The organism is Bacillus sp. C-3-6, assembly GCF_054509685.1.
This window is the reverse complement of sequence record NZ_CM137247.1, coordinates 3,565,345-3,588,072: the sequence shown is the minus strand read 5'-3', so window position 1 is coordinate 3,588,072 and position 22,728 is coordinate 3,565,345. Positions and strand designations below refer to the sequence as shown.

14 protein-coding genes are annotated in these 22,728 nt (G+C 33.9%); 10 read left to right on the top strand and 4 right to left on the bottom strand.

What is annotated here, in order from left to right; genetic code table 11:
- The first annotated feature begins 121 nt into the window (after window positions 1–121).
- The 7 genes from ACW0JX_RS18280 to mutL all read left to right on the top strand — a co-directional run bounded on the left by ACW0JX_RS18280 (window position 122) and on the right by mutL (window position 10,618).
- Window positions 122–1,879 (top strand): 2-oxoacid:acceptor oxidoreductase subunit alpha, encoded by a 1,758-nt coding sequence (locus tag ACW0JX_RS18280; protein WP_000625417.1) that lies wholly within the window; start codon window positions 122–124, stop codon window positions 1,877–1,879.
- On the top strand, window positions 1,866–2,732 hold the full coding sequence (locus tag ACW0JX_RS18275; RefSeq protein ID WP_000190155.1) for a 2-oxoacid:ferredoxin oxidoreductase subunit beta: 867 nt from the start codon (window positions 1,866–1,868) through the stop codon (window positions 2,730–2,732). Before ACW0JX_RS18280 ends, ACW0JX_RS18275 begins: the two co-directional genes overlap by 14 nt.
- Before the next feature lie 429 nt (window positions 2,733–3,161).
- A complete protein-coding gene (gene miaB, locus ACW0JX_RS18270; protein WP_001005393.1) occupies window positions 3,162–4,691 on the top strand; it encodes a tRNA (N6-isopentenyl adenosine(37)-C2)-methylthiotransferase MiaB in 1,530 nt (509 codons plus the stop codon).
- A 3-nt stretch (window positions 4,692–4,694) separates the two neighbouring features.
- Window positions 4,695–5,126 (top strand): YlbF/YmcA family competence regulator, encoded by a 432-nt coding sequence (locus tag ACW0JX_RS18265; protein ID WP_000870460.1) that lies wholly within the window; start codon window positions 4,695–4,697, stop codon window positions 5,124–5,126.
- A gap of 126 nt (window positions 5,127–5,252) precedes the next feature.
- A complete protein-coding gene (gene cotE, locus ACW0JX_RS18260; protein WP_001288799.1) occupies window positions 5,253–5,795 on the top strand; it encodes an outer spore coat protein CotE in 543 nt (180 codons plus the stop codon).
- A 180-nt stretch (window positions 5,796–5,975) separates the two neighbouring features.
- Window positions 5,976–8,666: a DNA mismatch repair protein MutS gene (gene mutS / locus ACW0JX_RS18255; RefSeq protein WP_446025821.1), complete on the top strand. Its 2,691-nt coding sequence runs from the start codon at window positions 5,976–5,978 to the stop codon at window positions 8,664–8,666.
- 8 nt (window positions 8,667–8,674) lie between these two features.
- On the top strand, window positions 8,675–10,618 hold the full coding sequence (mutL, locus tag ACW0JX_RS18250; protein WP_459244992.1) for a DNA mismatch repair endonuclease MutL: 1,944 nt from the start codon (window positions 8,675–8,677) through the stop codon (window positions 10,616–10,618).
- Between the two features lie 278 nt (window positions 10,619–10,896).
- Here mutL and ACW0JX_RS18245 read toward each other — a convergent pair whose 3' ends face one another.
- Window positions 10,897–11,082, bottom strand: a complete 186-nt coding sequence (locus tag ACW0JX_RS18245) for a hypothetical protein (protein ID WP_000461138.1) — start codon at window positions 11,080–11,082, stop codon at window positions 10,897–10,899.
- A gap of 502 nt (window positions 11,083–11,584) precedes the next feature.
- On the opposite strand from ACW0JX_RS18245, the gene ACW0JX_RS18240 reads away from it, so the two are divergent.
- Complete coding sequence (locus ACW0JX_RS18240; protein WP_095690300.1) at window positions 11,585–14,368, top strand: dynamin family protein; 2,784 nt, start codon at window positions 11,585–11,587, stop codon at window positions 14,366–14,368.
- A gap of 48 nt (window positions 14,369–14,416) precedes the next feature.
- Here ACW0JX_RS18240 and ACW0JX_RS18235 read toward each other — a convergent pair whose 3' ends face one another.
- From ACW0JX_RS18235 to ACW0JX_RS18225, 3 genes are all read right to left on the bottom strand, one after another.
- Complete coding sequence (locus ACW0JX_RS18235; RefSeq protein WP_459244991.1) at window positions 14,417–16,336, bottom strand: LTA synthase family protein; 1,920 nt, start codon at window positions 16,334–16,336, stop codon at window positions 14,417–14,419.
- A 502-nt stretch (window positions 16,337–16,838) separates the two neighbouring features.
- Window positions 16,839–18,176: an NAD(P)/FAD-dependent oxidoreductase gene (locus ACW0JX_RS18230; protein WP_023522822.1), complete on the bottom strand. Its 1,338-nt coding sequence runs from the start codon at window positions 18,174–18,176 to the stop codon at window positions 16,839–16,841.
- Between the two features lie 265 nt (window positions 18,177–18,441).
- Window positions 18,442–19,239 carry a cell wall hydrolase gene (locus tag ACW0JX_RS18225; protein WP_459244990.1) on the bottom strand — a complete coding sequence of 266 codons (798 nt, stop codon included), beginning with the start codon at window positions 19,237–19,239 and terminating at the stop codon, window positions 18,442–18,444.
- A gap of 292 nt (window positions 19,240–19,531) precedes the next feature.
- Here ACW0JX_RS18225 and ACW0JX_RS18220 point away from each other — a divergent pair, with 292 nt between their 5' ends.
- Window positions 19,532–21,373 (top strand): S8 family peptidase, encoded by a 1,842-nt coding sequence (locus tag ACW0JX_RS18220; protein WP_069356110.1) that lies wholly within the window; start codon window positions 19,532–19,534, stop codon window positions 21,371–21,373.
- Between the two features lie 179 nt (window positions 21,374–21,552).
- Complete coding sequence (gene plcA / locus ACW0JX_RS18215; RefSeq protein WP_000066297.1) at window positions 21,553–22,542, top strand: phosphatidylinositol diacylglycerol-lyase; 990 nt, start codon at window positions 21,553–21,555, stop codon at window positions 22,540–22,542.
- Window positions 22,543–22,728: the final 186 nt, after the last annotated feature.

Genomic DNA, 22,728 nt, shown 5'->3' with positions numbered 1-22,728 from the left:
GATTCAGGGAAATCAGAAGAGGCATAATTTGCGTCCGTTGTAGTTTATTTGCATAAAAAATGCTAAACTATTACTGTAAAAAAATACACTACAATGAATGCAGCCAAAAGGGGTGTAGGAGATGATTAGTCAACTTTCATGGAAAGTTGGAGGCCAACAAGGTGAAGGAATTGAAAGTACAGGAGAAATCTTCTGTATTGCATTAAACCGATTAGGATATTACCTATACGGTTACCGCCACTTCTCATCACGTATAAAAGGCGGCCATACAAATAATAAAATTCGTGTAAGTACAACAGAAGTACGCGCGATCTCAGATGATTTAGATATTTTAATTGCTTTTGACCAAGAAACAATTGATTTTAACTTCCACGAACTACGTCCAGGTGGAATTGTAGTTGCGGATGCGAAATTTAATCCAACAATACCCGACAATACAGATGTAAATCTATATGTGATACCGTTTACAGATATTGCTTCAGAATTAGGCACATCATTAATGAAAAACATGGTTGCTGTAGGAGCATCAAGTGCAGTATTAGGATTAGACGAAACAGCTTATTTGGATGTTGTTGAAGAAATCTTTGGTCGTAAAGGAGAGCAAGTCGTTCAAAAGAATATGGACGCAATTAAACGCGGCTCTCAATATATGAAAGAATTACTAGGCGAGAAAGTAAACATGATGCAGCTTGAAAAAGCTGATGGTAAAAAACGCATGTTTATGATTGGAAACGATGCAATCGCATTTGGTGCGGTAGCTGGTGGTGCTCGTTTTATGTCAGCATACCCAATCACACCTGCATCAGAAATTATGGAATACTTAATTAAAAAATTACCGAAAGTCGGCGGAACAGTAATCCAAACTGAGGATGAAATTGCAGCTTGTACAATGGCAATCGGCGCAAACTATGCTGGTGTTCGTACATTAACTGCATCTGCTGGTCCTGGTCTGTCATTAATGATGGAAGCAATCGGTTTAGCAGGTATTACAGAAACCCCATTAGTAATTGTTGATACACAACGTGGTGGTCCAAGTACGGGATTACCAACGAAACAAGAACAGTCTGACTTAATGGCGATGATTTACGGTACGCATGGTGAAATTCCAAAAATCGTAATGGCGCCAAGTACAGTTGAAGAAGCTTTCTATGACATTGTAGAAGCATTTAACTTATCTGAAGAATATCAAGTTCCTGTTATTTTCTTAACAGATTTACAGCTTTCGTTAGGAAAACAAACAGTAGAACCACTTAAATTAGATAAAGTGGAAATCCGTCGTGGTAAGCTTGATTTAGAAGCAGAATTACCAGAACGTGAAAATAAAGCATACTTCAAGCGTTATGAAGTAACTGAAGACGGCGTTTCGCCGCGTGTTTTACCTGGTATGAAAAATGGTGTTCACCATGTTACAGGTGTAGAACATGATGAAACTGGAAAGCCATCGGAATCAGCAATAAACCGTAAAGATCAAATGGACAAACGTTTCCGTAAAATGGAGAACTTGAAGTTTAATACCCCTGTTTATAAAAATGTTAAGCATGAAGAAGCAGACGTATTGCTTGTTGGATTTAACTCAACTCGTGGTGCGATCGAAGAGGCAATGACGCGTTTAGAACAAGAGGGTATGAAAGTAAACCATGCTCATGTGCGTTTAATTCACCCGTTCCCAACAGCTGAAATCGATCCACTTGTGAAAAAGGCGAAGCGTGTTGTAGTAGTAGAAAACAATGCAACAGGTCAACTTGCTAACATTATGAAAATGAATCTTGGTAATGGTGAGAAAATTTCTAGTCTTTTAAAATATGATGGAAACCCATTCTTGCCGAAAGAGATTTACAACGAATGCAAAAAAGGGGTTGTATTAAATGGCAACATTTAAGGACTTTCGTAACAGTGTAAAGCCAAACTGGTGCCCAGGTTGCGGAGACTTCTCAGTGCAAGCTGCAATTCAACGTGCAGCAGCTAACGTTGGCTTAAATCCAGATGAACTTGCTGTTATTTCTGGTATCGGCTGTTCAGGCCGTATTTCAGGTTATATTAATTCATATGGTGTGCATAGTATTCATGGTCGTGCCCTTCCAATTGCACAAGGTGTGAAAATGGCAAATCGTGATTTAACAGTTATCGCTTCAGGTGGTGACGGTGATGGATTTGCGATTGGTATGGGACATACAATCCATTCTATTCGTCGTAATATCGACATTACGTACATCGTAATGGATAACCAAATTTACGGGTTAACAAAAGGGCAAACTTCACCACGTAGTGAAGCGGGATTTAAAACGAAAAGCACACCACAAGGTTCAATTGAACCATCACTAAATGTAATGGAAATGGCTTTAACAGCTGGTGCGACATTTGTGGCGCAAAGCTTTTCGAGTGATTTAAAAGAATTAACACAAATTATTGAAGCTGGTATTAACCATAAAGGATTTTCATTAATTAACGTATTCAGTCCATGTGTTACTTATAATAAAGTAAATACTTACGATTGGTTTAAAGAGAACTTAACGAAACTAAGCACAGTAGAGGGATATGATCCATCTAATCGCATGATGGCTATGCAAACGTTAATGGAAAATAACGGTTTAGTAACAGGTTTGATTTATCAAAATACTAAGCAACCATCATATCAAGAACTTGTTAAAGGCTATAGTGAAGAGCCTTTAGTGAAATCTGATTTAAATATGGATCAGAAAATGTTTGATGAGCTTGTTGCTGAATTTATGTAATGTAAGAAGAGGAGGTTGCCGATTTGGCAACCTTTTTTATGTGCAAAAAATATAGGGTAGTTTTATTTACTTAGAAAATTCAGAATGGTAAAATTATATGTAAATCGTTGTATGAAAATGGCAAGTTCATTGCTTATGAAATGTAAGATAATAAAGGGACTCTGGATTGTTAAAATTGGCGAAACACGTCATACTATGGTAATGTTTATAGGGATAAAGCAATATGCTTTTGGGTAGGACAACAAGAAATAATAAAAAGGGAATGTCTATTTGCGTGGGGAAGACTTCATTCTTATGAATGATTAGATTGATTACTCAAGTTTCAAAGGACAAGTTATCTCCAAGCTATCTAACCATTTTTGAGGTGAGTCTAAGCGCATTAAAATGGACTATAGAGTGTGTATAGTTAAGGGTGAAAGGAGATTACCGATGAACGAGCAACAACGATTAGCAAGTCAACAAGCAAATTCCTCTACGAAAAAAGAAGAGAAAGATTATAGTAAATACTTTGAAAGTGTATATCAACCACCTTCCTTAAAGGATGCGAAAAAGCGAGGGAAAGAAGAAGTTAAAATTGAACGGGATTTTGGCTTACCTGAAGAGTTTCGTAATTTTGGTACAGGAAGAAAGTTCTATATTCGTACATATGGTTGTCAAATGAATGAGCATGATACGGAAGTAATGGCAGGTATTTTCACAACGCTTGGATATGAACCAACTTTTTCAACTGAGGATGCAGATGTAGTTTTATTAAATACTTGTGCGATTCGTGAAAATGCTGAAAATAAAGTGTTTGGTGAACTAGGCCATTTAAAGTCACTCAAACGAAGAAATCCGGACCTTTTAATTGGTGTATGTGGTTGTATGTCTCAAGAAGAATCTGTTGTAAATAAAATTATGCAAAAAAATCAGCATGTAGATATGGTGTTTGGAACGCATAATATTCATAGATTACCGTACATTCTAAAAGATGCAATGTTCTCGAAGGAAACGGTAGTTGAAGTTTGGTCAAAAGAAGGGGACGTAATTGAAAACCTTCCGAAAGTACGTCGTGGTGATATTAAAGCTTGGGTAAATATTATGTATGGCTGTGATAAGTTCTGTACGTATTGTATTGTACCGTATACACGAGGAAAAGAGCGAAGTAGACGTCCAGAAGATATTATCCAAGAGATTCGTCACTTAGCTGCGAATGGTTATAAAGAAATTACATTACTTGGACAGAACGTAAATGCATATGGTAAAGATTTTGAAGATGTAAAATACGGTCTTGGTGATTTAATGGACGAACTTCGTAAAGTTGATATAGCCCGTATTCGTTTTACAACGAGCCATCCACGTGATTTCGATGATCACTTAATTGAAGTACTTGGCAAAGGTGGCAACCTAGTAGAACATATCCATTTACCAGTTCAATCTGGAAGTACAGATATGTTGAAAATTATGGCGCGTAAATATTCGCGTGAGCATTATTTAGAACTTGTAAGAAAAATTAAAGAAGCAATTCCAGATGCAGTATTAACAACAGATATTATCGTTGGTTTCCCAAATGAAACAGATGAGCAATTTGAAGAAACGATGTCGTTATATCGTGAAGTAGGATTTGATACTGCCTTTACATTTATTTATTCTCCTCGCGAAGGTACACCAGCTGCAAAAATGAAAGATAATGTACCGATGGAAGTAAAGAAAGAACGTCTTCAACGCTTAAATACACTAGTAAATACGTTGGCAATTGAAAAGAATAGTCGTTATAAAGGTCAAATTGTAGAAGTGTTAGTTGATGGGGAAAGTAAAAATAATCCGGAAGTACTTGCAGGTTATACTCGTACGAATAAACTTGTAAACTTCGTTGCTTCAAAATCTTTAATTGGTCAGCTTGTGAAAGTAAAAGTAACGGAAGCAAAAACTTGGTCTCTTAACGGGGAATTAGTTGAAGAGCCGATTGAGGTGAAATAATAGATGAAAGTATATTCGAAAGATGACATTGTTGAACAAGCGAAAGAATTAGCAAAAATGATTTCTGAAACAGAAGAGGTTGATTTTTTTAAGAAAGCAGAGGCGCAAATTCATAAAAATGAAAATGTAAAGCGCGCAATCGATGAAATTAAAGCACTGCAAAAACAAGCAGTAAACTTGCAACATTACGGGAAATGGGAAGCTTTAAAAAAGGTAGAAGCTGAAATTGATGCATTGCAAGATAAGTTAGACAGTATTCCAGTTGTACAAGAATTTAAATCTTCACAAACATATGTAAATGACTTATTACAGTTAGTTGCTAGTACAATTTCTAACAACGTAACAGATGAAATATTAATTTCAACTGGTGGCGATGTACTTAAGGGTGAAACTGGCGCAGCGGTAGAAAGTAAAAAAGGAAATTGTGGTTGTTAAAGAGATGTCATATTGACATCTCTTTTTTTTAGTTGATTAAACGTAAGTTCTTCTCAAAAAAAGAATGACACATTCCGCTATTGTCACGCATATGATTAAGTGAATAGTGATTGAGGAGGGTTACGAATGTCCGAATTTAGAGAGATTATTACAAAAGCAGTGGTTGGAAAAGGACGTAAGTATACAAAGTCAACGCATACATGTGAATCGAATAATGAACCAACAAGTATTTTAGGGTGCTGGGTAATTAACCACTCGTACGAAGCAAGAAAGAATGGGAAGCATGTGGAAATTGAAGGTTTCTATGATGTGAACACTTGGTATTCATTTGATGGAAATACAAAGACTGAAGTTGTAACAGAACGCGTGAACTACACGGACGAAGTCAGCATTGGTTATCGTGATAAAAACTTTTCTGGTGACGATTTAGAAATTATTGCTCGTGTTATTCAGCCACCAAATTGTTTAGAAGCGCTGGTATCACCAAACGGTAATAAAATTGTTGTAACTGTAGAACGTGAATTTGTAACAGAAGTAGTTGGAGAAACGAAAATTTGTGTAAGTGTAAATCCTGAAGGCTGCGTAGAATCAGATGATGATTTCCAAATTGCTGATGATGAATTTGAAGAATTAGATCCGAACTTTATCGTTGATGCAGAAGAAGAGTAATAGAAAGCTAGGGAGAAGTTCTTCCTAGCTTTTTACTTTACATAAGTGGCGCTGAATGAACATGATTCTTTATGAAATATGTTATAATGAAGATAGACTCCTGAAATAGGAGATATGGATGTCCGTGAAATGTGACATATATGAAAATTGATTACTATGTAAGAATTATGGAGGAAAAGTATGACGCAATATACCCCTATGATACAGCAATATTTAAAGGTTAAGGCAGACTATCAAGATGCCTTTTTATTTTTCCGATTAGGCGATTTTTATGAAATGTTCTTTGAAGATGCCGTTAAAGCAGCTCATGAGCTTGAGATTACATTAACGAGCCGAGATGGTGGCAGTAGTGATCGTATACCGATGTGCGGTGTACCCCATCATGCAGCTAAAAACTATATTGAACAACTTGTTGAAAAAGGATATAAAGTTGCTGTTTGTGAGCAAGTGGAAGATCCAAAAACAGCTAAAGGTGTAGTGCGCCGTGAAGTAGTACAACTAATTACGCCAGGAACGATGATGGAAGGGCGTACAATTGATGAGAAAGAAAACAACTTCTTAGCCGCATTAACACATTTTGAAGATGGATCATATGCTTTAGCTTGTAATGATTTAACGACTGGACAAAATACAGTAACGTTATTGACTGGTTCAGTGGAAGATATTTTATTGGAAGTGTATGCAACTGGTTCGAAAGAAATTGTTGTAGATTCTTCATTTTCTAAAGATGAATTAAATAAATTAACTGAAACGTTAAAAATGACAATTTCATATGAAGATGCAACGGCAATTCCTGAAGGATTAGAACATCTTGTGAAAAATGTTTCGCAAGCAAAGTTAATTAAAGCAATTGGACGCTTATTTAACTATGTGATAAGAACGCAAAAACGTTCATTAGATCATTTACAACCTGTAGAAATTTATTATACGAATCAATTTATGAAAATTGATGTGCATTCAAAGCGAAATTTAGAGCTGACGGAAACACTTCGAACGAAAGAAAAAACAGGATCATTATTATGGCTATTGGATAAAACAAAAACAGCTATGGGTGGTCGTATGTTAAAACAGTGGATGGAACGTCCACTTATTCAGAAAGAAAAAGTTGAAGAGCGTTTAGAAATGGTTGAAACATTTGTAAATGATTACTTTTTACGTGAAGATTTAAAAGAAAAATTAAAAGAAGTATATGATTTAGAACGTTTAGCAGGAAAAGTTGCATTTGGTAATGTCAATGCAAGGGACTTATTACAGTTAAGACGATCTTTACTTCAAGTGCCAGCTATTTTAGAAGCGATTAGTTTGTTAGATAATGCTTATGCAGCAAGGTTAATTCAAGGAGCGGATCCATGTGAGAGCTTAACTGAATTACTAGGAAGAAGTATTCAAGAAAACCCACCGCTTTCTATTAAAGATGGAGATATTATTAAAGACGGTTATAATGACAAGCTTGATCAATATCGTTACGTTAGTAAAAACGGAAAAACGTGGATCGCTGAGCTTGAAAAACGAGAGCGTGATATTACAGGAGTTAAATCGTTAAAAATCGGGTACAACCGTATTTTCGGCTACTACATTGAAGTGACGAAGGCGAATCTTGCAGCACTTCCAGAAGGCCGCTACGAACGAAAACAAACGCTTGCTAATGCTGAACGTTTCATTACAGATGAACTGAAAGAAAAAGAAACGTTAATTTTAGAAGCAGAAGAAAAAATTGTACAACTAGAATACGATTTATTTACAGCGCTTCGTGAAGAAGTAAAAGTATTTATTCCGAAATTACAACATTTAGCAAAAGTAATTAGTGAATTAGACGTACTGCAAAGTTTTGCGACAGTTAGTGAAGAAGAACAGTTTGTAAAACCTGTACTAACAACGAAGCGTGAAATCTTTATTAAAGATGGTCGTCATCCTGTCGTTGAAAAAGTATTGAACGGGAAATTGTATGTACCGAATGATTGTATTATGCCAGAGAAGATGGATGTCTTTTTAATTACAGGACCGAACATGTCTGGTAAAAGTACGTATATGAGACAATTAGCACTTGTAACTGTTATGTCGCAAATCGGTTGTTTCGTACCAGCAACAGAAGCAGTATTACCTGTATTTGATCAAATCTTTACGAGAATTGGTGCAGCGGATGATTTAATATCAGGTCAAAGTACATTTATGGTCGAAATGTTAGAAGCGAAAAATGCAATTGCAAACGCATCAGAAAGAAGTTTAATTTTATTCGATGAAATTGGACGAGGTACATCTACGTATGATGGTATGGCACTTGCACAAGCAATTATTGAACATATTCATGACCAAATTGGTGCAAAAACGTTATTCTCTACGCATTATCACGAATTGACTGTGTTAGAAGAGAGTTTAGATCAACTGAAAAATGTACACGTTTCAGCAATTGAAGAGAATGGAAAAGTAGTATTCCTTCATAAAATTCAAGATGGAGCAGCTGATAAAAGTTACGGAATTCACGTTGCGCAACTTGCAGAGCTTCCAGATAGCTTAATCGCCCGCGCGAAAGAAGTGTTAGCACAACTAGAAGGACAGGAAGAAATTATTATTCCAAAGCGTGTAGAAGTAAAGGTACAAGAAGTTGTTCCAGAACCTGTAGTTGTTCCAGAACCTGTAGTTGTAAAAGAAGAAACGGCAGAAATACAAGAAAAGAAAGAAGAGACTGAAGAAGAGTCACAACTATCTTTCTTTGGAGGAGACCAATCTTCAAAAAAACAAGACAAGCCTGTGCTTGATCAAAAAGAAAGCGCAGTACTTGCGCAAATTAAAAAAATTGATTTACTTGATATGACACCTTTAGAAGCGATGAACGAATTGTATCGCTTACAGAAGAAGTTAAAGAAAGGATGAGTAAGTAGATGGGGAAAATTCGCAAACTCGATGACCAACTCTCTAACTTAATTGCGGCAGGGGAAGTAGTAGAGCGCCCTGCTTCAGTCGTAAAAGAACTTGTGGAAAATTCTATCGATGCGAATAGTACATCTATTGAAATCCACTTAGAAGAAGCTGGGTTATCGAAAATTCGTATCATTGATAACGGTGATGGTATTGCAGAAGAAGACTGTATCGTCGCTTTTGAACGCCATGCGACGAGTAAAATTAAAGATGAAAACGATCTGTTTCGCATAAGAACACTCGGTTTCCGCGGTGAGGCATTGCCGAGTATTGCCTCTGTTAGTGAATTAGAATTAATTACTAGCACAGGTGATGCGCCTGGTACACACCTCATAATTAAAGGTGGAGACATTATAAAACAAGAGAAAACTGCGAGCCGAAAAGGAACAGATATTACAGTACAAAACTTATTCTTTAATACACCAGCGCGTCTTAAATATATGAAAACCATTCATACGGAGCTCGGGAATATTACAGATATCGTGTATCGTATTGCAATGTCACATCCAGAAGTATCGTTAAAACTGTTTCATAATGAAAAGAAATTGCTTCATACATCAGGTAACGGTGATGTAAGACAAGTACTTGCATCGATTTACAGTATTCAAGTTGCGAAGAAGCTTGTTCCAATTGAAGCTGAATCTTTAGACTTTACAATTAAAGGCTATGTAACATTACCAGAAGTAACGAGAGCATCTCGTAATTATATGTCAACGATCGTAAATGGTCGTTACGTTCGAAACTTTGTACTAATGAAAGCGATTCAGCAAGGATACCATACATTACTGCCAGTCGGCCGGTATCCAATTGGCTTCTTATCGATTGAAATGGATCCAATGCTAGTTGACGTTAACGTACATCCAGCGAAGTTAGAGGTTCGTTTTAGTAAAGAACAAGAATTGCTAAAGCTGATCGAAGAAACATTGCAAGCTGCATTTAAAAAAATACAGCTTATTCCAGATGCAGGCGTAACAACGAAGAAAAAAGAAAAAGACGAAAGTGTGCAAGAACAGTTCCAGTTTGAGCATGCGAAGCCGAAAGAACCATCTATGCCGGACATTGTTTTACCAACTGGCATGGATGCAAAACAAGAAGAACCGCAGGCTGTGAAACAGCCAGCGCAGCTTTGGCAACCGCCGAAACAAGAATGGCAACCACCACAGTCGCTCATAAGAGAAGAGCAAAGTTGGCAACCATCCACTAAACCGATAATCGAAGAACCAATTCAAGAAGAGAAATCGTGGGACAGTAATGAAGAGGACTTTGAACTAGAGGAATTAGAAGAAGAAGTTCGGGAAATAAAAGAGATTGAAATGAACGGGAATGACTTACCACCACTTTATCCAATTGGACAAATGCATGGAACATATATTTTCGCTCAAAATGATAAAGGCTTATATATGATTGACCAGCATGCCGCGCAGGAACGTATTAATTATGAATACTTCCGTGATAAAGTAGGAAGGGTAGCGCAAGAAGTACAAGAGTTACTTGTACCGTACCGTATTGATCTATCTCTTCCTGAATTTTTACGTGTCGAAGAACAGTTAGAAGAACTAAAAAAAGTCGGGCTATTTTTAGAACAATTCGGCCATCAATCCTTTATCGTCCGCTCGCATCCAACATGGTTCCCGAAAGGACAAGAAACAGAAATTATCGATGAAATGATGGAGCAAGTTGTTAAACTAAAAAAAGTTGATATTAAAAAGTTACGTGAAGAAGCAGCCATCATGATGAGCTGTAAAGCGTCCATTAAAGCGAATCAATATTTAACGAACGATCAAATATTTGCCTTACTGGAAGAATTACGTACAACAACAAACCCATACACATGCCCACACGGAAGACCGATTCTTGTGCATCATTCTACTTATGAGTTGGAAAAGATGTTTAAGAGGGTTATGTAGAGTGAATAAAATTACTTTTCAAAAGGGAGCAACATTTACTGTTGCTCCCTTTTAATATGTAGATTTAATTGTTAAACGAAAATAAGGTGGAGTAATTTTGCAGTTTATTTCTTGGTTGCGTTAGCTTAAATTTATCTATGTATAAAAAAGCGCTGTATACAGCACTTTTTAAAAGGTGCATGAATTGTATAATAAAGATTTCTACATTACTAACCAAATAACTATGCATGGCCAAATGTTGCTTCTTATTTGGCTAATTGTTATAAGGATCTATACAATTATTTATTTTTATTATTATTGATTTTTTCAGTGTATAGAACTTGCTCTTTATAGTGCTTCTTAATTGGAAAGTTATGTGTACCTGTCCCGTTCTTGAATTTTTTGTCAATGGGGTTCTTTAGAGGAACTGTTGTAGTTTCAGTAAATTCATATGGGTAATTTATTTTAGATTTATCTTCAAACATGAAAATGCCTCCTTTTAGGATCTCCTAAATTCTTTACTATAACATGATATGCATATAGATATTTTTTGGACTAGTTATTTATATAGGTTAATGGAATTTAATTACATAACTACTGAAACATTTTAAAGGAAAACAATTTGAGAAAGAAATGGTATGAATAGCTGTTGGCTCTTATTGTTTTTTTTGTTTGACAGCACAGTGAATTATGTATATAAATTCAATATAGATTGTTTTTATAATATGGTTTATATGGGATTTTCCTGATAATATAATGTGGAATATTATAGTGTTATTAGGTTATTAGGAACATTTAATGCTGTTTCATAACTGAAAGGGAATTGAAAAAAAACTGAAACTTTTCTCATAAAAATTCAATCTAACTTGAAAAATGAAAGGAAAATGAAATTTTCCAAAAGATATTCTTTGTTAAGATAAAAAGCATACATACAAAAAGTATTGATATATCTTAAAAATGTATTTTCAAGATATAGTGGGGGAAAAGATGAGATTAGAAAAACAATTAATAAAAAAGATGTATTATGAAACATTCCTAATGGAGAATGAAACAAAACCAACTCTTGACGTACTTGGACAAGCTTATGTAAACGAAGAAAAAAATGAGATTTCTGATGGGTCTTATATTCGTTTTGCACAAGGTGAATTTTATTATCGTCATCAAGATTTTGAAGCAGCTATTTTTAAATGGGAGAAGGTTAGTAATGAATTAGCACCATGGGCACAAAAAAATATTGCGGATGCTTATTTCGAACTTAATCAGTTATCATTTGCTGAAAATATTTATACTTCTATTACCACTGATAATAAAATATTGATGACCGAAATTAGACTACAATTACTTTCTCTTTACATTGAGCAAAATAATTTTGACTCAGCTTTCGGTGTTATTAAAGAAGCAGTTTCTTTAAATCCTGATTATCCGAATGTCACAAAAATTGCCCGTTCCTTTTATGAGGAACAGCAAGATTTTGATAGTGCAGTAGAGCTTGCTGTGAATGAGTTAATTCGCATAGAATCGTATCCTTGGTTTGAGGTGTTAAAAGGATATATCGATAAAGGGTTTACTAAACATATTTCACCAGACTATTTTTATGATGCATTAGCTACATTAAATAATGTAGATCAAGTACAATTTACGCAAATGGTTTCATCACTCTGGAACAGTTATAAAAATGAAAAAAATTACTTATTGTGGCTTAACACAATAAATGAATTTTTCTTACATATTGAAATACATTCGTCCGATATATGGAACAAAGTTTCTGCTCTTTACGAAGAAACGTACTTTGCATTAATTCAAGGTCAATATACGCTTAGACAATTAAACGATATCATACCAAATCTGTTAGCAAATTGGTTAAAGGTAGTCAATCCATCTTATGCTGTATTTCCATCTGCAGCTGTATTGGCATGGGATGAGATTTTCCCTTCCAAAATAGATTCAGCAAATATAGAACATGCGGAAAACTTACTGTCACATTCTATTAATCATGTAAATGGCTTAGAGTACAGCTTACACCTTTTTGAATCTATTACACAATGGGCACAAAAGCACAATATAGAAATAGGTCACCGGTTTAAATGGCTAGTTGACGAGCTCGCAGATTTAAGAACAAATCGTATTTTAGTAACGGGAACTTCAGGAAACGGAAAAACTACATTTATTAACTCTATATTAGGAGAAAATATATTAGAAAAATCAATTTCAAATGTAGTAGTTTTAAAAAATGATGCTCATATAGAAATAAACGCCATAACAGACTCAGCAATTACAACAACGGAAGATGTCTCTGATTACCATAATATGATGTCCCAGCACCATCAAACATATAGAGATAGAGCATGTGTTGAATTTAAATTACCATGCAGATTTTTAAATGAAAATAAACTTACATTTGTAGTGACACCTGGCTTTAATAGGAATAACGACACTAGAGATGAGATATTCGAATATTTAAATTCTGTAGACGAATTACTGTTCGTATTGAATGCGGATTCACCTTTTACTGATAAAGAACGTGACATTCTATTAAGTATTCAAGAACATACGCCAAATTTACAAATTCATTTCTTATTAAATAAAATCGATAACATTTACAGTGAAGCAGAAGTAAAAAGGGTATTACATGATACGGCAGCGAGAATAAACACATATTTCCCACATGCAAGAATTTTCCCTTATTCTTCGTTATATACAAGTAGTCAACAATTAAATGATTTAACTGAGTTTATTCATTTTAACTTTAATCATAAACATATCGATGCAGAACGTACTGAAAAGTTATTATATTTCATTCGAAAAACAATTACATATCTTTTGGATAAACGTGTTGAGAAAGAAAACAATCTAGTGGATGCTATTAATTGGAATGAAGATATGCTAGTGAAACTAAACGGTAGCATTAATAACCTTACTGCATTTGAGAGGGAAAAAATTCATTTCATTACACAATCATATCGTTCAATGAAGACTGAAATTACGAATGATCTTACTGAAAATATCCCGAAGATATTAAAGAGTTGTTCTAATATAATTAGTGAAGAAAGTGATTTCGGGCACATGGATACGGAACTAAATAAAGCAATGAATGAAAGAGTGCATAAATATTTAGAACAAACTGTACTACCTAATCTTGCTCTTTCTATGCAAAATTGGATTGCAACTTCTAATAATGAGCTTCTTCAAAGCCAAACGTATTTAGAAGAACTTAGTGAAGGGCTTAATTCACTATTTGGAGAAAATAGAATACAGTTAGAATGTGACTTTAAAGTGCTTGATGACTGGCGCAGAGATACTGACAGGATGACGACTAGAATACAAATGGATGAAGTAAATATTTTACGTCGATTTACGCCAGCACAATTTTTACTGAAAAGTGCCGGTAAATTATTTGGAGTTCTTCCTAAAAATAAATCTATGCTATATAACAAATACAAACAGTATGTAGAAAATGAAGATTATACTGAGGTAACGGCTTCTATTATGAAGAAATTTTTCTTGCAATTTGAGCTGTTTGAAAACACACAAGAGCGAGATATTAATATATTCTTTAGGAATCCATTTAACTCCTTAAAGCAAGCTGTAGAAAACACGCATTTAGAAATACAAGAAAAACAAGAGATATTACATAAGATGAAATCAAATCCTGAAATCTATCATGATTCTATCATGCTCTTTGAATTGAGATTGCGTCAATGTGAAGTAATTTTAAATATAGGTAATGATAATACCTATACGGATGTAGCTTTAGAAACAAGCGTAGAATAAAAGTAAAAGGGAGCAACTGTAATAAGTTGCTCCTTTTTCATATATAGATTATTTTTCTGTTTCTTTAATTTTAGTTTGTACTTCGCCAGTTTTAATTTTATTGCTTTCTGAGAAGCGTAATAAATCGCCTTCAATAATTTTGTCAGACATTCGTAATTCATTTTGGGCACGTTTAATGAGGGCTTGAGCTTCTTTTTTTGGTAAATCTACAATTTCACCTGTTATACGGTCGTAGAAAGTGTTGTTTTTGTATGCATACTTATCTGTAATGAAGCTACCATCACGTAAAACAACAAAGCCAGTATATTCATCTGAAAACATATCATGGCCAAAACGAATATCATTCGTAGAATCAACACCTAATAAATTTAGAATAGTAGGTTTCATATCGATTTGTCCAGTAGGCTTTGAAATAGTTTGACCTTCTGTTTGTCCAGGAATATGAATATATAAAGGTGTACGTTGTAAATTTAAAGTATCAAATTCTGTTATTTGATCTTTTTCTAAAAACTGTGCCATTGCACGATTATGTTTTTCGGAAATACCATAATGATCACCGTATAACACAATAATAGAATCATCGTAAAGCCCCTCGGCCTTTAGACGTTCAATAAATTTCTTAATTGATTCGTCTAAGTAACGTGCTGTTACGATGTAACGATCAAATACGCCATTACCAGAGTTGTATGGTTCAATGAATTTTGTATCTTCATCATACGTAAATGGATAATGGTTTGTTAAAGTAAGGAAACGAGCATAGAATGGTTGATTAACAGTTTTTAATATATCTACTGATTGATCAAAGTATTCGATATCTTTTAATCCCCAATTTAAATTTGTTTCTGGTGTAATTTTGTAATCAAGCTCATTATAGTAACGATCATAACCAAGAGCAGAGTACATGATATTACGATTCCAAAATGTTGCGTTATTCGCATGGAATACAGAAGTGAAATAACCTTGCTGACGTAAGATTTCTGGAGTCGCAGTATAATCATTGTTACCGTGTGTGAAGAATACAGCCCCTCGATTTAATGGATACAACGACGTATCGATTAGAAATTCAGAATCGGATGTTTTCCCTTGACCAGTTTGATGGAAAAAGTTATCAAAGTAATAACTTTCATTTATGAATTCATTTAGGAATGGTGTAACTTCTTGCCTATTGACTGATGCGCCTATTAAGAAGGTTTGCAAGGATTCAAGAGTGACGACAATTACATTTTTTCCTTTCGCTGTACCAAACATATTAGGGTTTGGCTCGCTTTGGTTTGCTTTTACGTAGTTTTCAGTTTCTTGTAATTTACTACTATCAGCAAGCGCTTTTTGTGAACCGGCTTTTACTTGCAGTGTTAAGTCATATACTTGGTGAGTATATAGGCCTAAATTTTTGACAAGCATTACTCGGTCGAATGATCTCGTTAATAATTCAGGGCGCTCTTTTTCTGCAAGATGTAGATTCGCAAAGAATACACCAATTGTTAAAAGAAAGTATAACAAGCGTGTAGAATGAGTTACACGTTCTGTTTTAAAGACCAATGATTTCTTTTTTAATAAAATAAAGAAGAAAACAATGTCTACGAATGCGAGTATAATTTTGTAGTTTAATATTTCTATAATACTGCCGCCTAATTGTCCAAAGTTTGAGGTTTGTCCAAGTACTGGTAATGTAACGAAATCACTATAAAAATCATAGAACATTACATTTCCAACGAGTACGATTGTTAATAAGAAATTAATACATAGCGCTATATAATTTCGCTTTTCACCAGTTGCAAATAATGCTAATCCAACAAATGCTAATGATGCGGCTAGAGGACTAATAAACAAAATAAGCTCTTGCGTTGAAGACTCGATTTTTAAATCAAAACTGAATCGCGTAATAAGATATGTTTTTAACCATACTGCTAAAGCCATTATTATAACAAAGCTTATATTTTGCATTTGTAAATTTATTTTATTCTTCATTTTTACACCTTCTTTATACAATTTATTTAACTGAAGTTATATATTATGTTTTTATAACTATTAGAGTATAATGAACCATTTAGACTCTATTTTCTAAAGGGAATAATTTGAAGTATTCATATACATACAATGGGGATTTTTAAAGCGTAGTAGCATAAATATAACTCTTTTTGAGAAACGGGCAGAACAAGTCATAGTTGTAGTGAAATTGACTTATAGACATCCTACCATATTAAACACTATGATGATGTTACAAAATATCGAACAAATGAAAGTGAAAATGGATAGAGACTTTTAAAACTGTTGACATTCAATTTATTAGAATTGAATGTCAATCGTTTTAAATATACAGTTATATTACATATGTATCTTGTAAAATCTCGACTTTTTGTCGGTTAATTATTAGCCGGGAAGAATAGGGGATTTATTAATATACTTTTACTCTATATAAGTAAAGTATTTTGAAATTGAATATATTTGACTGACATCTTAATAATAGAAATTAAATGTCAGATAAGTACTTTCCAACATACAGACCACTTGCAGCTGCTTGAGATAATGAGTGCGTAACGCCTGAACAATCTCCAATTAAAAATAGCCCATGTATACTAGTTTCAAAATGATTATTAATTTTTATCGTAGGAGCATAGAACTTTCCATCAATTCCATATAGTAAAGTATGTTGATCAATAGGTTCTTGTATAAATTGTTCTAAACGTAATAAAAATTCTTTGAGCCCTTCAATATATAATTGAGGAATTTCTTGATTCAAATCTCCATAATCCCCCTGTAGTGTAGGCTGTATACGGCTATGTTCCATGCTGTTTTCCGCCGTAGGTTGTTTCTTTAGTAAGTCCTCTAAGCGCTGTATAACAATCCGATCTCGTCCTTGGTTAATGCCTTTAATAATTGAACTTGCGTATACATTTGCTTCTTTGAGAGTTGGAAAATAGCGAGGAATAAATAAAGTGAAATTTAAATTAGAAGTGCCAGTTCCTTGCTCTCGAAAATTTTGACCGTCAGGCATAACTAAACCTTCTTCGTACTTTCGAATGATGCGTCCTTTTGGATTCATACAGTAAGTAGTTGCTGTGAAATGCTCACCTTGATAAGAAAGTTTTGTTTCAAAAGTATCTTTTAATATAGAACGTAATTGATGTTCTTTCATTTCTACTCTAATTCCTAAATCTACACGTGTTTGCTCCTGAGAAATATTTAGGGAACTGCACATTTCTTTTAACCAATCGGCCCCAGAGCGCCCAGTTGCAAATACTAGTTGCTTAGTTTGAACTGTTCCTTGATTTGTATCTATTGTAAAATGATCTTCCTGTTTCAGAATATGTTGTACATCTATATGAAATTGGATCTTTATTTTCGTCAGTAAAAATTCATAGAGCTGCTGAAAAATGTTACTGGAAAGTGTAGTACCAAGATGTCTTACTTCTGTTGTTAGCATTTGTAAACCACACGCTTCAGCTCTCTTAGTGAGACTTGAATTTTCAGTAGAATATTTTGAAACCGAACTTCCACCAAACTGACATAGAATTTCATCTACTTCAGCCATGAGTTGTATAAAACCCTCTTTACCGACTTTTTTCTCAAGTTCTCCGCCAAATCCGTTTGTATAATTAAATTTCCCTTCAGATTTGCCTAAACCACCAAACCCGAAATATTTATCACATGTAGTACAATTACACACTTTTCCTTCGTCTAAAGGACAATGGCGATCTTCTAGCGCTTTACCTTTATCAAGAATTAAAACTTTTTTGTTACTTTTAGCTAGTGAATAAGCCATAAAAATGCTACTTACTCCAGCGCCGATAATCGTAACATCATACATATTCTTCCACCTGCTAACGAATAGTTTGTTTTTTATTTTTCTAGTGTATAACAATTTTATGAAGGTAAGAAATAGCTTTTATTAATAAAGTGGGAGTTTTTGAACTTGATGCTTTATTAATTTCTACGAGTGGTGGAGTAAATACAAAAATTTTTATTTGAAAGAAGAAACAGTTTAAAAAATAACTATGTCATATGATTAATAACATCTTACATAGAAAAAAACAGACCTTTTAAGTGAAGAGGTCTGTTAATGATTTTAAATCTTATTTAGCAAACACATGATTACCAATTACTGCTACTGTTTGACGTGTCGTAATCCACTTGTCCGTTGATGTTTTTGGATTGTAGAAATAAATCCAGTCTGAATCTACTCCATTTGTGGAGATAGCCTCTTCTACAGCCATTTTTGCTTCTGCACTTGCAGGTTGATTAATTCTTCCATCTGTAACAGGAGTAAATGCATATCCGTATTTAATAGGTTCATAAATAACGCCTGTTATTGTATTTGGAAAACCTTTTGCATTTACACGATTTAGTATAACTTTGGCTACTGCTACTTTTCCTTTATAGGATTCGCCACCTGCTTCAGCGGTAACTAAGCGTGCCATTAAGTCTTTTTCTTTTTGTGAAATACTTGAGTTGATTTTTAAATGTTGTCCTGTATAAAGCTTGTTTCCGACTGTATTGTTAATTTGTTTTATAGATTGGACAGTGACATTGTAACGCTTTGCTATCGTTTCTAATGAATCTCCCGGTTGTACTTGATAAATAATTTGTTCAGAAATGTTCGCAGGCTTGGCGTTTTGAGGAACAGTGATTTCATTTGATTTCACGGACCCTGGAATATGTAACTGTTCGCCAATAAAGGTTTTATTGTTTCCTTTATTATTAGCCTGTTTAATGGATTGTATTGAAACTCCGTAGTGTTTACTAATGCCCCAAAGTGTATCGTTCTTTTTTACTGTATGAATGGTAGAAGCTTCAGCTGTACTTTGACTACATACGAATGTAATTGCGGCCGCAGATAAAGGAATTATATGTTTTATTTTTAGTAATTTCATTGTAAATCCTCCTAAGAAAAAATTAAGGTGAAACGATTAAGTAATGTAGTTTGAAATGTGTATATGCGTAATATATTAATGTAAGTATATTAGCACATATAAAATAAATAATCACTATAAGTTTCATATTCGTTTAGTGTAGAGTCAGAATATGAAATATTGCATATGAAAATACATTGAAGTTCATATTTCTGATTACTATAATCTATTTAGTAGAAAGGGAATACGTTATAGAATTAATCATTATAGATTAATATAATGATTAATAATTATTAATAGGAGGATTGATGTAATGAAAATATTTCAAAAAATGTGTGCGTCAACTGTAATCATTACAACACTTTTAGGAACAGGAGGCACTATCAATAGTGTATATGCTGATTCTATAGAACAGCAGAGTAAATTAGGGATAGAACAAGAAACAGATAAGCAAATCATTGTAAAATTTAAAGCGGATTTGGATTTGCCATATGAAGATGGTATTGAAAAACAAATACAATCTCAAACGAATGATAAAGTAATAAAAGATCTTTTGACAGAATATCCAGATGTAACATTTACTCGTTTATTCACATCTGTAAGCCCGGAACAAATACAAAACCTTGAAGTGAAAGCACCTAATCATGTATCTACAAGTCTATTAAACTACTATATTCTTCAAAATCAAAATAGTGGGTATGAAGAAGAAATAGTAGATAAGTTAAAGGCATCTTCTTTAATAGAAGATGCGTATATGAAGAAACAAGAGAAAATAATGCCACCTGAAGTGCAATCATCAAGTGTAGCTCTTAATCCTAATAACAATCCTAGATTTAAAAAACAAGGTTATCTTGAAGCAGCCCCATACGGTATTAATGCGCCTTTCGCCTGGGGAATTCAAGGCGGTAATGGAAATGGTATTACTTTTGTTGATATGGAATACGGATGGCTATTAAATCATGAGGATTTATTACATCAAAATATTGAATTAATGTCTGGAAGAAATATAAATCAGCATGTCGGTCATGGGACGTCTGTACTAGGAATTGTATCCTCTGAGGACAATGAAGTCGGGAATATTGGGATTGCGCCAAAAGCGAAAGCAAAGGTTATCTCTCAAATAAGAGATAATGGACAGTATAATACGGCTGATGCAATATTAAGCGCTGTAAATCAGTTAGAAGCTGGGGATGTTTTATTATTAGAGGCGCAAGCATCCTTTGATGGATATGGTGATAAATATTTACCTGTTGAAGTACAACCAGATATTTTTGATGCAATTCGTGCTGGTACAGATAAGGGAATTGTAATTATAGAGGCTGGAGCAAATGGGTGGAATGATTTAGATCAGTTCAAAGATAGAAAAGGTAAGCAAGTCTTAAATCGTAATAGTAAAGATTTTAAAGATTCGGGTGCAATTATGGTAGGAGCTGGCTCTTCATCTTTCCCTCATGAACGTATGTGGTTTTCGAATTATGGAAGCCGTATTGATGTGTACGGATGGGGAGAAAATGTAGATACAACTACAGCCGAGCAAAGTAGAAGTGCTGTAAATCTTTATACTTCAAGCTTTAGCGGAACATCTAGTGCCTCGCCAATTATTGCTGGGGCAGCGACTTTAGTACAAAGCATTGCTAAAGAAAATTTAGGACAACCATATAGACCAAGTGAACTAAGAGCAATATTAAGCAACCAGAGCACAGGAACAAAATCTAAAGATCCATATGCAGATAAAATTGGTGTTTTACCAGATTTGAAGTCTATACTAGTAAACTTAGGTTATGAACAAAGAAAACCAAACGGTGGGAATGAGTTACAAGTAACAGAAAATGAACCAAACAATGAGCCTAGACAGGCAAATAAAGTTAACTTTCATACACCGGTGAAAGGAACGCTACATAATAGTGATAGAGTAGATGTATTTACTTTCCAAATTGACTCACCGGAAAATATTAATATTTCTCTACTAAATGAACAAAATATCGGAATGACATGGGTACTTCATCATGAATCAGATTTAAATAACTATGTAGCATATGGTGAAAATGAAGGAAATGTAGTTAAAGGAACTTATAATGCAAAGCCAGGGAAATATTATTTATACGTCTATAAATATGAGAATAAAGATGGTTCATATGTATTGAACATAAAATAAGCAAAAGGAACTTCAGATGAAGTTCCTTTAAATTTTTCTAATTTAGTATATGTGAATGATTTTTTAACTTTACTTCTATGCAATATTTCATATTGATGAAATGTTATTTATTTTTTATGAACTAGCTTATATTATATTCAATAAGTTTGATGTAAAAACAGAAAAAGTGAGGGATAATAATGAGCAATAAGAAGTTAATTTTGAAATTATTCATATGTAGTACAATATTTATCACATTTGTATTTGCTTTACATGATAAGAGAGTAGTTGCAGCTAGCTCTGTTAATGAGCTTGAAAATTGGTCAAAATGGATGCAACCTATACCTGATAATATCCCGTTAGCACGAATTTCAATTCCAGGAACACACGATAGTGGGACGTTCAAGTTGCAAAATCCGATTAAGCAAGTGTGGGGAATGACGCAAGAATATGATTTTCGCTATCAAATGGACCATGGAGCTCGCATTTTTGATATAAGAGGACGTTTAACAGATGATAATACGATAGTTCTTCATCATGGGCCATTATATCTTTACGTAACACTGCATGAATTCATAAATGAAGCGAAACAATTTTTAAAAGATAACCCGAGTGAAACAATTATTATGTCTTTAAAAAAAGAGTATGAGGATATGAAAGGGGCAGAAGGTTCATTTAGTAGTACGTTTGAAAAAAATTATTTTGTTGATCCTATCTTTTTAAAAACAGAAGGAAATATAAAACTTGGAGATGCTCGTGGGAAAATTGTACTACTAAAAAGATATAGTGGTAGTAATGAATCTGGAGGATATAATAATTTTTATTGGCCAGATAATGAGACGTTTACCACAACTGTAAACCAAAATGTAAATGTAACAGTACAAGATAAATATAAAGTGAATTATGATGAGAAAGTAAAATCTATTAAAGATACGATGGATGAAACGATGAACAATAGCGAGGATTTAAATCATCTATATATTAATTTTACAAGCTTGTCTTCTGGTGGTACAGCATGGAATAGTCCGTATTACTATGCCTCTTATATAAATCCTGAAATTGCAAACTATATAAAACAAAAGAATCCTTTGAGAGTGGGCTGGGTAATTCAAGACTACATAAATGAAAAGTGGTCACCATTATTGTATCAAGAAGTTATAAGAGCGAATAAGTCATTAATAAAAGAATAAAGATGATGAGAGTAAGAAGCGATAAAATATATCGCTTCTTATTTCTTTTCCAATAACCAACAATAGAAATTGTACTTTTATAATAGAAAAAAATAAAAACATAAGATATAATCATACATATAAAATTTGTACCTATAAATTTTATATATGTGAATGAATTTGATTTGTCGTAATGAAATGGAGGTA

Excerpts from the sequence above, each read along its gene's own strand:
- ACW0JX_RS18280 (WP_000625417.1), top strand. The coding sequence starts at position 122 with ATGATTAGTCAACTTTCATGGAAAGTTGGAGGCCAACAAGGTGAAGGA.
- ACW0JX_RS18245 (WP_000461138.1), bottom strand. The coding sequence starts at position 11,082 with ATGTTTGAAGATAAATCTAAAATAAATTACCCATATGAATTTACTGAA.
- mutL (WP_459244992.1), top strand. The coding sequence starts at position 8,675 with ATGGGGAAAATTCGCAAACTCGATGACCAACTCTCTAACTTAATTGCG.
- ACW0JX_RS18225 (WP_459244990.1), bottom strand. The coding sequence starts at position 19,239 with ATGAAATTACTAAAAATAAAACATATAATTCCTTTATCTGCGGCCGCA.
- ACW0JX_RS18220 (WP_069356110.1), top strand. The coding sequence starts at position 19,532 with ATGAAAATATTTCAAAAAATGTGTGCGTCAACTGTAATCATTACAACA.
- ACW0JX_RS18265 (WP_000870460.1), top strand. The coding sequence starts at position 4,695 with ATGAAAGTATATTCGAAAGATGACATTGTTGAACAAGCGAAAGAATTA.
- ACW0JX_RS18235 (WP_459244991.1), bottom strand. The coding sequence starts at position 16,336 with ATGAAGAATAAAATAAATTTACAAATGCAAAATATAAGCTTTGTTATA.
- ACW0JX_RS18275 (WP_000190155.1), top strand. The coding sequence starts at position 1,866 with ATGGCAACATTTAAGGACTTTCGTAACAGTGTAAAGCCAAACTGGTGC.
- plcA (WP_000066297.1), top strand. The coding sequence starts at position 21,553 with ATGAGCAATAAGAAGTTAATTTTGAAATTATTCATATGTAGTACAATA.
- ACW0JX_RS18230 (WP_023522822.1), bottom strand. The coding sequence starts at position 18,176 with ATGTATGATGTTACGATTATCGGCGCTGGAGTAAGTAGCATTTTTATG.
- ACW0JX_RS18240 (WP_095690300.1), top strand. The coding sequence starts at position 11,585 with ATGAGATTAGAAAAACAATTAATAAAAAAGATGTATTATGAAACATTC.
- mutS (WP_446025821.1), top strand. The coding sequence starts at position 5,976 with ATGACGCAATATACCCCTATGATACAGCAATATTTAAAGGTTAAGGCA.
- cotE (WP_001288799.1), top strand. The coding sequence starts at position 5,253 with ATGTCCGAATTTAGAGAGATTATTACAAAAGCAGTGGTTGGAAAAGGA.
- miaB (WP_001005393.1), top strand. The coding sequence starts at position 3,162 with ATGAACGAGCAACAACGATTAGCAAGTCAACAAGCAAATTCCTCTACG.